Source organism: Mycolicibacterium austroafricanum (assembly GCF_902705885.1).
Classification (GTDB): Bacteria; Actinomycetota; Actinomycetes; order Mycobacteriales; family Mycobacteriaceae; genus Mycobacterium; species Mycobacterium vanbaalenii_A.
Genome location: NZ_CACSIP010000076.1, coordinates 47,968 through 62,488, shown reverse-complemented (window position 1 = coordinate 62,488; position 14,521 = coordinate 47,968). Strand labels below are relative to the sequence as shown.

The 14,521-nt window shown below is 61.5% G+C and carries 6 protein-coding genes; 3 read left to right on the top strand and 3 right to left on the bottom strand.

Features of this window, described 5'->3' with window-relative positions:
* Positions 1–11: 11 nt before the first annotated feature.
* The 3 genes from BEMPMBAN_RS31975 to BEMPMBAN_RS31965 are packed head-to-tail and all read left to right on the top strand — an operon-like array spanning position 12 to position 5,117.
* Positions 12–2,108, top strand: a complete 2,097-nt coding sequence (locus tag BEMPMBAN_RS31975; RefSeq protein WP_159235481.1) for a 3'-5' exonuclease — start codon at positions 12–14, stop codon at positions 2,106–2,108.
* 13 nt (positions 2,109–2,121) lie between these two features.
* Positions 2,122–4,410 carry a GmrSD restriction endonuclease domain-containing protein gene (locus BEMPMBAN_RS31970; RefSeq protein ID WP_159235480.1) on the top strand — a complete coding sequence of 763 codons (2,289 nt, stop codon included), beginning with the start codon at positions 2,122–2,124 and terminating at the stop codon, positions 4,408–4,410.
* Positions 4,407–5,117 (top strand): 8-oxoguanine DNA glycosylase OGG fold protein, encoded by a 711-nt coding sequence (locus tag BEMPMBAN_RS31965; RefSeq protein WP_159235479.1) that lies wholly within the window; start codon positions 4,407–4,409, stop codon positions 5,115–5,117. Before BEMPMBAN_RS31970 ends, BEMPMBAN_RS31965 begins: the two co-directional genes overlap by 4 nt.
* 23 nt (positions 5,118–5,140) lie before the next feature.
* Here the strand turns inward: BEMPMBAN_RS31965 and BEMPMBAN_RS31960 are convergent, their stop codons facing one another.
* The 3 genes from BEMPMBAN_RS31960 to BEMPMBAN_RS31950 all read right to left on the bottom strand — a co-directional run bounded on the left by BEMPMBAN_RS31960 (position 5,141) and on the right by BEMPMBAN_RS31950 (position 14,419).
* Entirely contained in the window at positions 5,141–6,367 is a 1,227-nt protein-coding gene (locus BEMPMBAN_RS31960; protein WP_234897815.1) for a hypothetical protein, read from the bottom strand.
* A 67-nt stretch (positions 6,368–6,434) separates the two neighbouring features.
* Positions 6,435–11,069, bottom strand: coding sequence for a DEAD/DEAH box helicase family protein (locus BEMPMBAN_RS31955; RefSeq protein WP_159235478.1), 4,635 nt, complete (start codon positions 11,067–11,069; stop codon positions 6,435–6,437).
* On the bottom strand, positions 11,066–14,419 hold the full coding sequence (locus BEMPMBAN_RS31950) for a hypothetical protein (protein WP_234897814.1): 3,354 nt from the start codon (positions 14,417–14,419) through the stop codon (positions 11,066–11,068). Before BEMPMBAN_RS31950 ends, BEMPMBAN_RS31955 begins: the two co-directional genes overlap by 4 nt.
* Positions 14,420–14,521 lie beyond the last annotated feature (102 nt).

The following is a 14,521-nucleotide window of genomic DNA, read 5'->3' as shown; positions in this document are numbered from 1 at the left end:
GGAAAGATCAATTGCCCACACTTGCCATCGACAAGGGATTCATCACCGACCTGGCTAAGATGGAGAAGCCGGTCGCCAAAAGGGTTGCCGAGGTTTTCGACGAATTCGATACCGCCACCCACACCGGGCTGCATCTGGAGAAGATCAACAACGCGCGCAACCCACGATTCCGATCCATCCGCATCGACCAGGCCTGGCGCGGCATCGTGCTCGCCCCCGTCAGCGGCGACGTCTACACGCTGCTGAAGGTCCTGCATCACGACGACGCCTACGCCTGGGCGCAGCGCAGCAACGTCTCGGTGAACTCGGCCACCGGCGGCATCGAGATCCGCGACGAAACCGAACTCGACCGCCAGATTCCCGAGCGAGAAGAAGCCGCCAAGGCCGGTGGCGTGCCGATCTTCGCCCACGTCAAGGACGGCGAACTGACCAAGCTCGGCATTGACGCGAAGGTGCTCGCGTTCGCCCGCACCGTCACCGACGCTGCCCAACTCGATGCGGCGAAGTCCTTCCTCCCGGAGACGCAATGGGATGTGCTGTTCGGCCTCGCCGCCGGCTTCACCCCCGAGGAGGTGTGGGCCGACCTCGGTGCGCAGATCCTCAACGAACCCGTCGACACCGAGGACATCGACGCCGCCATCCTGCGCAGCCGTGACCGCGTCGTCCTCGTCAGCGGGCCCGACGAACTGATGGACGTATTCGCCTACCCGTTCGCCACCTGGCGGGTGTACCTGCACCCCACCCAACGCGCCGTCGTCGACGCCTCCTACAAGGGACCGGCCCGAGTCACGGGCGGGCCCGGCACCGGCAAGACCGTCGTCGCCCTGCACCGGGCGCGCATGCTCGCCACCCGCGGGGACGGCAAGATGCTCGTCACCACCTTCACCTCCACGCTGTCGGAGACGCTGCAATCCGGGCTCGACATGCTGATCGACGACGAGCAGGTGGAAAGCAGGATCGAGGTCTCGCATGTCGACCGGATCGCCCACCGAATCTTCCGCAAGACTCACGGAGCGCCGTACATGCTCGGCTCCGAAGACGAGAAGGCGCTGTGGACTGGGCTGATCGGCGAACTCGGCCTCAGCTTTACCCCGGTGTTCCTGTCCGAGGAATGGCGGCAGGTGGTGCTGGCCCGTCGTATCAGCACGGCCGATGAGTACCTGGCCGCCAAACGAACCGGCCGGGGCCGCGGCCTCGGAGCCGCGCAACGCGCGCAAGTGTGGCAGGCGATCTGGGAGTTCGAGCAGACGCTGACCCGGCAGGGCGTCTGGACGCACGAGACCATCCGGCGCGAGGCAACCCGCCTGCTGGAGGAATCCTCCGACAAGCCGTTCCGCCACATCATCATCGATGAAGCCCAGGACCTCAGTCCCGACCAATGGCGGCTGCTACGCGCCGCCGTCGCCGAAGCGCCCGACGACATCTTCATCGCCGGGGACACACACCAGCGCATCTACGACAACCGGGTCAGCTTGCGCGAAGTGGGTATCAAGATCGCCGGGCGGTCATCCCGGCTGAACATCAACTACCGCACCACCGCCGAGATTCTCGGCTGGAGCCTGGGTCTGCTGCGCGGCGAACCGATCGACGATATGGAAGGCGGGTTGGATTCCATCGCCGGCTGCAAATCCTCGGTGCATGGCAAGCCCCCCGCGCTGAACGGTTTCGAGAGTGCCGAAGCGGAGACGAAGTTCATCGCTGCGTCGGTCAAAGAGTGGATCGATAACGGCATCGCGCCATCGGAGATCGGGATCGCGGTACGGGCCAAGTGGCTGACGTCGAAGATCGAGAGCGCTCTGCGTAAGGTCGGCGTCGATTCCGTCGACCTGGCGAAGGCCTCCGACGATGACGATGCCGTCCGCGTCGGCACCATGCACCGCGTGAAGGGGTTGGAATTCCGTTGCGTGTGCGTCGCGGGAGTCAGTGCTAAACATGTTCCAGCCGCCAATGCAGTCACTCCTGCCGAGGATGACAAGCAGACACATCAGCAAGACCTGGAACGGGAACGCTGTCTGCTCTTCGTTGCGTGCACCCGCGCGCGCGAGGAACTGCTTGTCACCTGGCACGGCGAGCCGAGCCCCTTCGTCGCTTCCGTCGTCCAAGATTGATCAGGAGAAACCATTGACCCGCCTGTCGACACTGCTGGATGAGATCGATTCCGGCGCAGTGCTTCTTCCCGAATTCCAGCGCGGCTATGTCTGGAACCGCGACCAGGTCCGCGGACTGATGCGGTCGCTGTACCGTGGGTACCCCGTCGGCGGCCTGCTCATGTGGGAGACCGCTTCGGAGGATATCCACGTCCGCGGTGCCGCTGCGGGAAGCGGCACTCGGCAGCTCCTGCTCGACGGTCAACAAAGGGTCACATCCATGTACGGCGTCATTCGCGGGACTCCGCCGCCCTTCTTCGAGGGGGACACGAGCGCATTCACCGGCCTGTATTTCAACGTGGAGTCGGAGTCATTCGAGTTCTACGCCCCGACCAAGATGTCCGGGGAGCCGACGTGGGTGAACGTCACAGAGCTATTCGACAAGGGTCCGTTCGAGTATTTGACGGCCTTCCCCAACGTCGAACGGGACGTACTGAACACCTATCTGGAACGCCTGAATCGCATCAAGGAGATCGAGAACCGCAACTTCAACCAGGAGAAGATCACCGGTGCCAGCAAGACCGTCGACGAGGTCGTAGACATCTTCAACAAGGTCAACTCCGGTGGCACCAAGCTCTCCAAAGGAGACCTAGCGCTGGCCAAACTGTGTGCGGAATGGCCCGAAGCTCGACAGGAGTTGAGGGACAACCTCGAACGTTGGCGGAAGGCCGGATTCCGGTTTTCGCTGGATTGGTTGCTGCGCAACGCGACTGCGGTCGCGACAAGACGTGCGCTGTTCTCGTCACTGAGTGGTGTGTCCGCGGACGAGTTCCAAGCCGCGCTCAAGGAGTCGGTCAACCACATCGGCACGTTCCTGGACGCGAGCTCAGGCCGCCTCGGCCTTGACCACGACCGAGTACTCATGGGCCGATATGCCACTCCTGTCATCACACTCCTGTTGCAACGCAACGGAGGCGGATTCACCGACAGCGCCCACCGAGACAAGGTTCTCTTCTGGTACGTGCATTCCGCGTTGTGGGGGCGCTTCAGTGGATCGACAGAAACGGTTTTGCAGCAGGACTACGACGCGCTGGAACGTGGTGGAGTTGACGCGCTCATCTCGACCCTGGAGCGCGTCCGCGGCGGCCGACTCACCATCGGGCCGGACGATTTCGCGGGTGCGACACGCGGATCGCGCTTCTATCCGCTGCTCTACCTGCTCACGCGTGTCGATGGTGCCCGAGATTTCGGCAGCGGACTGGAGTTGCGTGCCGAATTGCTCGGCAAACTCACTTCGCTGCAGGTGCATCACATCTTCCCGAAGGCGCTCCTGCGAAAGCACGGCTTCGACCGCAACGAGATCAACGCTATTGCGAACTTCTGCTTCCTCACGCAGGACACCAACATCAAGATCGGCATGCGTGACCCGGCCGAATACCTGCCCAAGGTACAGAGCCAGCATCCCGGCGTTCTCGAATCACAATGGATACCAACTGACCCTGACCTGTGGCGGGCAGACCGATACCTGGACTTCCTCGCCGCACGTCGTGAGCTGCTGGCCTCATCCGCGCAGAACTTTCTCGAAAGTCTAAGGAACTCAGACGCACCACACGACGGCGTGGCGTTAGAGCGCCTACAGGTCTCTGATGAGGCGGTTGACGAGCCCCGCGCCGAACAAATTCGCGTCCTCGTCGAGGAACTGGAGGGCCGGGGCTTTGCTTCGCCTTTACTCGACGCAGAGATAGCTGATCCCACCAGTGGAGCCGAACTGGCTGTGGCGGAAGCATTCTGGCCAGATGGACTTCAGCTCGGCGTGGGTTCACCTGTGGTTCTGGAACTCGACGCCGATGATGCCGACCTTCCTCGCCTCGAAGAGCTGGGCTACAAAGTGTTCACGTCCGTCGATGCCCTCCTGGGCTTTGTCGAGAACAAGGGCGCGGCGGCCGCGGGTGAACCGGCGGCGGAGATCGACGTGGCCGACACCGGCGATACCGACAACGAAGTCGAACAGCTTTTCGCGCAGAGAATGCGCGACACATACCGTCGCGCCTTCGCAGAAGCTGGCTATAACGCAACCTATTTCAGGAGTATGCTCGCCCAGCATGGGCCAGTCGAGACAGCACGAAAACTGATCGCTGCGCCAGCTGTGTCAGATGGCTTTGCCGAGCTCTGGGAGCGAGGTCGGATGGACTTGACCGTCGAAGCGATCGTTGTCGAGCCTGACTTTTCAGGGCTTTTCAGCGAGGTTGAGGTCGAAGTGGCGAGACGACGGCTGGAGCAGTTCGGTTACAGCTACACGCCTCACTTGAGTCGCGTGAAATGACGAACCCGAATCGGGTCGATATTCCCGAATTCCTCTCGGCACGGTTGTACGGCGATGCCGGCGAACAACTCAATGCCTGGAAAGCGACGCCCACATGGAGGAGCTTTCTGAGTTCCCGACCGTCACTACTCGATGCGTTGACTTCCGAGGTCGATACGAACGGAGGCATCCGCCGCTCCTTCGTCCATGAGTACGCCGACGCGGACCCACTAGACCTGTTCTACGCCTCGATGGCGTGGGGGTACGGAACTACCAACGTCCGCTTTCCAATTCAACGATCACTTCTCCAGAGCCCACCGGTCGAGAACATCAGCAGGATAGTCGAACTGACACGGACCGCCGGAGCCGAGGCCGGCTGGTATGCACTCCACAACAATCACAAGATCCCCGGACTCGGATACGCTTTCGGAACGAAGCTACTCCATTTCGCGGGTTACCAGCACTCCTTACGTCCCCGGCCTTTGATTCTGGACCTCAATGTTCTACTTGCACTGCACGATGCAGGCACAGGGATCCTCGCCGCAGGTGGCATATCGCGCGCGGACTACGTATATTACTTGGAGCTGGCGGAGAAATGGTCGAGTGACCGGGCCTGGAATGGAACGCCGGAAGATGTTGAGTACGCGCTCTTCAAACGCGGCCAAGCGCTGACCAATGGTGCTAGAGATCGGCGGCGACAAAGAGGCTCATACTCAGGGCCGCAGTGAGATGCGCGCACACACCTCGTAATTCATTTGTGGCCCATGGTCTTGTGGTTCCCAATCGCTTCAGCGAACCACCTTGAGTCGTCGCGGTCATAGCGGAGGTGAACTCGGTAGTTTCCGCCCACTCGGACCGAATAGTAGTCTGGGCCGTCCTTCTTCCATTGCTTGAAGTCAAGACTCTTCAGGGCAGTAGACCGTGAAAGGGCTGATTTGCTGTCACTCCAGCGCTTCTGGATGCTCCGGTCCAGCTTCCGGAATGCGCGCAAGAAGTTGTCGGTCTCCTCGATGTCGTTGACGATCGAAAAATACGAGGGCGTGATGCCGAGCTCGGCGAACAGGCCGTACCGGTCCTCGATGATGATGGGAACACGAGTCCAATCGATCCGTACGGGGTCCGGATAGACGATCAGCTTGTCGAGCTCGTAGGGAACATGCCACGCGGCTGAGGATGTCGTGTGGTACATATCCGATAGGCGGCTGCACTCCCGCAGAAACTCTGTCCGATTCTTGGCGTACTTTGGCCCGTCCTTGTATCCGGCGGGCTGCTTCTTCTCGCAGAATTTCTTGAGAGCAGCGTACGCACCGGGCGCATTCGACAGAAGACGCGTGGGATGCTTGAAACCCCTCAGCATGTAGGCATTGGCCAGTGCCTCTTCTGCTTCGATGTATCCATTGCCGTTTCGGTGTCGCCGTGACGACCAGTACACCTCGACACCGGTGATCATCTCCCAGTTTGCGACCATGCAATCAGCTTCAAAGTGGAACAGCTCATGACGCAGGATCGCGTGAAACGCGAGCTCCAACTTCCGCTGAGGCGGGAGATCGAGGGCCCAGAACGAACGAGCGGCCATCAGGAGCACGCCTTCGAATGGTATGTAGATTCCGTACTGACCTGCTAGCTGATGGAACGTGAGATACGCGCCCAGTGCATCGATCCCACGCAGCTGTAGCAGTCTGTCGATTTCTCCGACTCGTTCGTCCCCGAGAGCATGCAGCACGTCGTCGTCAGTTACATGGGGAGGTACTTCGAAGATGACAGCCGGTTCATCGGCCACGCCGCGCTCAGAGTCGATGTCGCTTTCCGATAGTGCATCCATCGAGGGCATCGAGCGCTCGACAGCAGGGGCAGATATCCAGATCTGGGTACCAGGGCTGTCGCCGACACCCGAGCCCTCCGGCAGAGGCTCATCCCGCAGTGCGCCAGGAATCTCACGCAGTGCACCTCGTATTTGACGCACTGACGAGAGTTTCATCTGACCTATTCACCATCACTTTCATGTGCTTCCACCATCGCCCACAAACCTTCCTCAGCTGCGAAAATCAGAGACTCAGCAACCGTAATGCTGCACCCCGCGAGAGCCTTTCATGATCGCGGGCGTTCCTATACGTGCGCAGGCAGCCATAACACGACGTCTCCTCGCCGCAATCGCAGTCACTCACCCGCTTGACCGCAGCCTCCACCACGACGCCGACGTTCTCAGCGATCTTCTTGGCTGCCCCGGCACCGCCGGGAACCGTGTCGTACAGGACGATGCTCCGCCGATGTTCGGCATTCCAGGACAGCGCGCCGCCAATGTCGTCTCGGCTGATCTCCAGAGCATACGATGCGCCCTCCAGCATCGCGTATAGCGACGACAGCCAGATCGCTTCTTGGTCGGAGCGATAAGGGACACCGTCGAAAGTGAATTCCGCGATGTCCGACTGGTACCGGTGGCCGAGGGACACCACCTCGAAGCGTCCTCCGCAGTCTTTGTTGTTGTCTGGCCGCTGATGCTTCTTGGGACCCCGCACACCACGTTCCTTCGCACTCGCCCAGCCACACCACTGACAAAGCTGAAAGCCGTCACCAGCTCCGTCGGACACCACGGCTAGCCAGGCACGCACCCCTGCCCGGCCGGTCACTTTCAACCCGTTGGGTCCAGACCACTGATGCACACTTGCGTCTTCTCCGCGGGTCTCGACATAGCTGTCACCGTGCCATCGGCGTTGAGGTGGCGAGCTGCCCACTTCGTCAGACTCTCCAGCGGCGATGAAACCGAACTCCGGAATCACGAGCGTGCCGGCGCTCTTGAACGCGTCGCCACAACTCGGACAGATGTCCGAACCGTCGAAGCTGCGGCCACGCTCGAATCTCTTGCATGTCGGGCAGACCCGGAACTCATGATGGTCGAGCTCCCGATCGGGCCGCTTCTTCAGTCCGGTCGACGTCCACAGCTTTCCGCCAGCCACCACCTGGTTACCTGGGGCGTAATCGTAGATAGCCAGGCTGAGGTCCCGCGACAGTTCCAACTGACGGCCGATGGGATCTGCGGAGTGCAGTGTGCTGAGCTCCACAGTGTCGACCGGAAACCCGTATTTGGGAAGGATGTTCCGTGCTGCGAGATAGCCCAACAGTTCTCGACCGCGAACGGTATTCAACGTGTCGTCGAGGCGCCTGCTCAAGCTGAACTTTCGCTCCTTGGCCGCCGCCTGGATCCGATCCTCTAGGTCAGTGATGTCCTTGACGAGTTCCTGTTCCTCGGAATCCAACAGCTGCACCAGTTCGTCGACCCAGCTGCCGTCGTGCACGCTGATCTCCGCATGAACGCTCTGAGGTAGAGCAACTCGCAATGCTTCTCTGACGGCCTCGGGGACTGGTGACAAGAAATGGCTGACGCGACTGGCTGGGGAATCCGTCTCGCCCTCTTGGCGTGAGAAGAACGCTCCGGCATTCTTCCACTTCTCATTCCGCGTTTGATAACAGTGCCGAAAGTACGCTGCCAATGCGATCGAGTGGGCGTGCCGACGGGCAATCCGCGGGTTGTCGACAGGCACCCATGGGATGCGCATCTGCCCAGCGATCATGGAATTGGGCTCTTGGTATTTTGCGAGGTCGTGGGCAGACCTATTGGCGTAGGTGACCACCAAGGCGGCCGAGGAAGCACGGCGGCCCGCCCGACCCGCCCGCTGAACATAGTTGGCCGTCTTCGGTGGCATGTTTCGCATCACGACAGACTGGAGGTCGCCGACATCGACTCCGAGCTCGAAGGTGGTCGAGCACGACAAGACGTTGACCTTGCCGGAGATGAACTCCCGCTGGATGTTGGCCGCTGTTCGCGAATCCCATTGCGCGGTGTGCTCGTGTGCTCGCAGCGGAGCGGGGTTCATCGTCTGATACACGACGCGATAGTGGTTGGCGTCTGAGTCCGGTGCCGGGATCTCATAGGGTTTGAGTCTCCCGGTGCATCGGCTGTTGGGACACAAGTCCCGGACCGAGAAGGCCGTCACAAGACGGCAGGTGTCACATCGGTACCACGGGCACGCGGCGCCGTCCGTTACCGACAACATCGTGTGATCGACCTGGTAGACCTGGCCCAGTACGCGGTCCGACTCGGCGGTGAGGAATCCGGAAGACTCGAGTAGACGCCAGCAGCCGTCGAGGACACGCTCCGCGGAAGTCTCGTTGGATAGCTCGGCCAACACCTTGCGGAGGAACGTCATCCGGCTGTTCGTTGTGCCAGCGCCGCTCGGATTCCAACTGATGATCTGCTTGGCTCGGTCCGATCCGGTCGACCGCATCCTGACCCGAGTGTTGCGAGGCGCGAATCTCTCGTCTTTGATGTCGACGCGTTCCAGCACCGTCATCGCGCCCTGCAGCCGGACCGTCTTGACCAGTTCGTTGGTCAACGCCCATGCTTCGTCGTCGCTGAGGCCCAGGGAGGTGAATCCTCGCAGCTGCGTCACCGCATCTCGACGCAGCGAAACGCGCATGAGACCGAGTCCTTCGAGTGACTGACGTGTCTCCAGAGTCATCAGTTCGCCAGTGACCCACTGGTTCACTGCTTGAGCCATCTCGATCGAGCCCATCTTCTGCTCGAAGTGACCCGCTTCCGCGGCTCGCTCGCGGGTGAGGATTGCGAGGTCACGCAAGCTGAGTTCGCCCGCGGCCGCAGCCGGATCCTGCAGCGCCTGAGTGATATAGCGGCGCTCGAGCATCCGGGCGTACGTCCGGTCGAGGTAGGGCGCTGCGAAAGCCGCCGCTTGGCGGGAGTCGGAGAACATCAGCAGCTTGCGACCTCCGCCGACATTGTCGGCAGCCTCGTCGACGGCTTCGGGAAGCTGTTGGTAGAGCGCGGTCGTCACGACCGCCGGAGCGGCATTCACGTCGGTTCTCAATCGACGAACACCCTGGCGGGACTGTGTGCCGCACTCGGTGCAGCGCGTCATCACGCGTTTGGCTCGCGGATGCTCGCGCACCAGGAGCAGCTGGCCGCTCCCACAACTGGCGATAGGGCAGGTGGTGGCGTTCGCGTCGATCAGCAACCCGCACGCGGTGCACAGTCGCCTCGTCGTTGGATCAGTCTTGGACTTGGTCTCTTCGTCGGAGAGAGTGACTTCGTCCTCGTCGACCATGATGTCTTGATCGACATCGGCAAGTACCAACCAATTTACCGAGCCGTCGGCCTTTTTCGATGGTCGGAAGAACTCCTCGTGACCTTCACGTTCGAGTTCGCCGGCCAGGTGCACGGCACCGCATCGCGTGCACGTACCGAACTCGAACACTGCTCGGCCAGTATCTGGGTCGACTTCGTGGCGGCCGAGGAAGATTCTCGGGCCGTCGTCGTCGAAACTGACGAAAGCGCCTTCGGTGGCACGCACGAACAAGTGGTAACGAGCGGAGAGCACCGGGTGACCGGACTCGTCCTTGACGCGGCTGCCCAGACCGACCAAGGCGTCGAGCTTCTCCTCTGACAGGTCGTCACCGGGCCAGAGGCGCTCTCTGAGTCGACGCACGTCACCCGGACCCCCGCCCAGGGATTCCTTGAGCGTGATGATCGACTCTTCGAAGTGCAGAGCCTCTGCCGGCTCCATGCCCGCCGGACCGACATCCTCGATCCGCATCGAATGGTCACGAAGAGCAAGCAACTGCTCGCCGGACAGCCGCCATGTCGGCGTCTGGAGATGCTTCTTTCGCGTCGGCTCGACGAGATCCTGCCTACCAGGATCGCCATCGACGTACTCGAAGCTCGCGTCGAAGAGGTTGGAGGCGAACTCCATTGCCTCGCCACGCGGGTCACCGCGCAGCGAGCCGGTCAGCGACGCCGAAGTCGCAATGCACTGCAGATCCGTACCCGGCGCAACGCGCTGTTTCAGACGACGAAGGAGAAGCGCAACCTCGGTCCCCTGGGCGCCGTCGTAGACATGGGCTTCATCCATGACGATGTACCGCCACGTACCCGCGTACGGCCCGTCGAACAGATCGATGTCCGCGGGACGCAGCAGAAGGTACTCGAGCATCGCGTAGTTGGTCAGCAGCAGGTGCGGCGGTGAACTACGCATCTCGTCGCGACTCAGTAGCTCGTTGGGCAGGCGACGCGCGCCCGGATTCAACTGCAGAAACTCATTCTCCGCTTTCCGTTCCTCTTCGCTGGTTTCGCCGGTGTAGCGACCGAACGTAATCTCGGGGATGGCGGCAAGTACTGCGCGCAGGCGCTTGAGCTGGTCGTTCGCCAATGCGTTCATCGGGTAGAGCAGCAGCGCCCTGACTCCGGGGCCGAGGGCACCTCGTGCTGATTCCGCCAGCAGCGAGTTGATGATCGGGATGAGGAAGCTTTCGGTCTTACCGGACCCCGTGCCAGTACTCACAACGAGGTTTCGACCGGCGACGAACTTGCGGATCGCAGTTTCCTGGTGCACATACAGGGGTTGATCGAGGGAGAAGGCGTCGCTGTGCAGACGGGCGAAGTCTCGATGCAGGACACCTTGTTCGATCAACTCGCGGCTTGTCGAGCCCGTTTCATAGGGAGGTGTCAGCTCCAGGATCGGGCCCTTGGTGAGCATCGTGCTGGAATCGATCTCGGCGTCGAAGGCTGTTGCGAGCGCCTCATCCCGCGGTGCGAGAAGGGTTTTGAGGTAGCGCTTGTAGGAGCTCTCGATCTGTCGAGCGGTGTCAAGCGGGTCGAGTCGGTCGTTCATACACCCTCTCCAACGAAATCAACACGCCGTTCATGAAGAATCAGGGCCTCCGCGATCAGGATGTCGTTCGACACCATGACCGGGCACAGTTGCGCCAGCCGCGCCCAATCGACGAGCAGCCCCCGGTTGAGGTACTGGCCCCCGATACGACCGTGCGCTTCGAGTCTCGCGAGCAAAGCCAAGGTCAGCGATTCGACCGACATCAGAATCCAGGGATTCTCGGTGTGGTCGATTCGGCGCACTCGTTCGCACCGAGCGGCCACTGCTTCATAGGAGGGCCGCGAAACTTTCTTGATCGGATTCACCACGAACGACAGCTGCTGCGCATAGTTCGTCGACCACCCTGTCGACACCCATTCACGACGTCGGCAGAACGCCTCGTAAACTCCAGCACGGAGACTCTCGGGGTGAAGTTGCGCGCGGGGTACCTGCTGGATTTCCTGCAACTTCGCTTCGATCTGGGCTCCGTCGACTCTCGTCCATCGGTAGACGTTGTCATCGAAACACGCCCAGTCCGCGTGAGAATTCATGCCGGTCCGGAGCAGGTCGATGAGAGGCAGTCCGCCACGGTCCCGCAGGTACGCCAAAGTCTGTTTCCGCTCCTCGCGGACCTCATCACGCCGATGGAACAGGGACGGGAGGTCAGCCAGCTCGACCATGCATCCAAACCACGGATGTGCGTGCAACTCGTTGAGTGTCTCCTCTGCCGAATAGTCCTGGTTGACCAATTCGCTGCGAATCAGCATGGCCATCTTGTCACCGGCGGCGATGGTGCTGTCTCCCAAGCTTTCCAATGCTCTTCGAGGATTTTCTTCCAGGAGTTCGATCAAACCTTCGAACCTGTCGGTTCTGCTGTCGGCGTGCAGTTGCGCCATAGCCGCCCAGACTTCAGGTATCGCACCGACCTCTTTCGGGGCGGAACGTTCTGAGCCCAGGTAGCGCGACAGCTTCACCTCGGCTGGTGTGCCGTCCTCTCGCCATCCCCACTGCTCGACGTTGAAAGCTGAGTCGGAGGGAGTCGACGGGGGCTCGATCAACATCCAAGGGTCGTCGACGAACAGCTGACATCGAAGCGCACCAGCTTCGATCAGAAAAGAGGGCAGGGCAGCTGTCCCGTCGACGACTGTCAACACTTCGGCCGGACGCCATGGTGCGGTGGTGCTCCACACATACACCGCAAGATCGTCGAGGTCGGCGATGTCGGAGAAGATCAGCTTGTCCTCGTCAAGCCGCACGTCGGACGCGAGTCGCTTGGGCTGTGCGTGTAGTACTGCGACCTCGACGGATGCGTCACTGCTTGTCAGGGTCGCAACGATGCGCCCGGCCGGATGACTGCGCACTGTGTCGGCGAACTGCTGAGTTCGACACTCGAAAACATCGCCCTGACGTCGGCGTGGGCTCGGATCACCCTGCAGGAGATCGCCGTGCGGTGAAACATAGCCAAAAACAACGGAATCGATACCGGGCGCCCGGATCGCTACAAATCGGTTTTGGGCGAAGTCTTCGGGGTCGCAGACCTCTGCTGTCATGCGCCAAGCAGCGGGAGATCCCACTTCCCCCGAACGAATTTCGACATGAGGTGGCCTGACAACGAGCGCAACAGCGTTCTTGTTGTCTTCGAGTTGCGCCTGCGCATCCAACCGACGTGAGTCGAACGCGATCGGCTGCGCCGGCAATACCGTGAAGGACTCGGCCGACACATCAGCCGTACAGGGACTCAGCCCACCATCTTGGGGGACGCGAACCCACGTATCGAAGGTCGCGGTGAGGCCCTCCGCCATGAACACCACACAGCGGGCATCAGAACCCAGCGGTCCCGTGACAACAATTTCAAACAGACCCAGCTGCGATGTCTCCGCCTCGTCGAGGGGGTCTACGCACGTCTCCACACCTTCTGCGCGCCACTTCTCCTCGACCAACCATTCGGGCTCGCCCAGGCGACGGACGCGGACAGTCCACTCCGGCCCGGGGTCCGAGTGTGATGGCGGAAGCATCACCCATGGCCGGCTGCCGTACACCGTCCGACCGTCGGCCGAGTAGACACCCGGAATGGCTTCTCCTAGCCGGAAAGACGGGCGCGCATCTTTGCGGACGGTCCGCGGTGAACCGATCTCGGTCCCATCCGCTGCGAGCAGCTGCAGGCCGGCGATGTCGTCGAGTTCAACGAAGACGCTGCGCCAGCCCCGCCATCCAGCTGGCGATCCCATATCGGATGCTTCAACAGCTTCTTTGGTGTAGCTGTCGACCAGGGCGTAGGCCTCCGGGAAAATGGCCCAGGCGCAGTCCTTCAACCCGTCTCGGCGCGGGACCCATCGTCCGGATTTCTCGAAGACGAGGAGCGGATCGGATTTCACCACAAGAGGAAGAGACATGCTCGGCACACTCGGGTGGGCCATGACGATCTCGCGCACCGGTCCAGGTACAGCAGTCTTTGCCGACTGCGCGTCGCCGCCCCACTTGCGGGTAGGCCGGACGTGGCGGACGTCGCCGTCGAACGAAACCCGCCATGGCAGGTCCGGGTCGGCACCGGGAGCCGGCAATTCGAGAACGATCTCGTCGTCGTCGACGTCGTAGGTGATCGCCGGCTGTCGAGAACCTCGCGAAGTCAGTCGCTTGGGTTCGAAGTCCAGCGGCTCCTCACGGAGTTGCTTGATGAGCTCGTGGAGCAGAACGTCGGGGAGGCCGGTCGTTGATGAGTCCAGGTAGCGGTCGAGCAAGGTGGGGTCGGCTGCTGCGGCCTCCACGAACTCGATGATGCGATCGAGGATGTCAATCGCAAACTCTGCGCCGTTCAGCAGGAAGTTCCGAACCGGCACATCGAGGGTGTCCAGGCGGTGTTCTTTTCCGGGCTCTTCCAGCCACTCGACAACGGCTGCCCCGGTCGCAGGCCGTCCCTGGCTGATGTGCGTGTTGATCACTAGCAACAAATCAGCGAGACAATGGGCCGGAATGCCCGCATGCATCGTCAGCGTCATGACGTATCGGAACGCGCGCTCACGCTCGATGCGTGGCGAGCGCGCAAGCGAGAACTTGTCGAGAAGGCCGAACAATTTGGCGCGGAGCTCGTTCTCGAAATCAGCGTCACGCCCCATTCCGAGCTCGTCCCAGAAGCTGTCCCAGTATCGACCTTGGTCGTACTCAAGGGCAGCATGACCGACCAGGACGAACACAGTCAGCGCCGGGAATCGCTTGATGAACTGTTCGTAGGTCCAGCCACGAAGAAAGAGCTGGCGGGCGGCGGCGCCGTACCGCTTGTGAGCGGCACGCACCTCGTCGGCAGTGAAGTCCGACTCGACGACGAGCCGCACCGGCTTCAAACGTTCCCGCCACTCGTGCTCGTGATCGCTCATCCACGCTGAAAGCGACATCAATCCATTCCCGCTAGCGAACCCTGCAAATATTGACGCAACCTAAGGCAAGTGCCTGACAAGAACTGGGCCGCGGTGACGCTC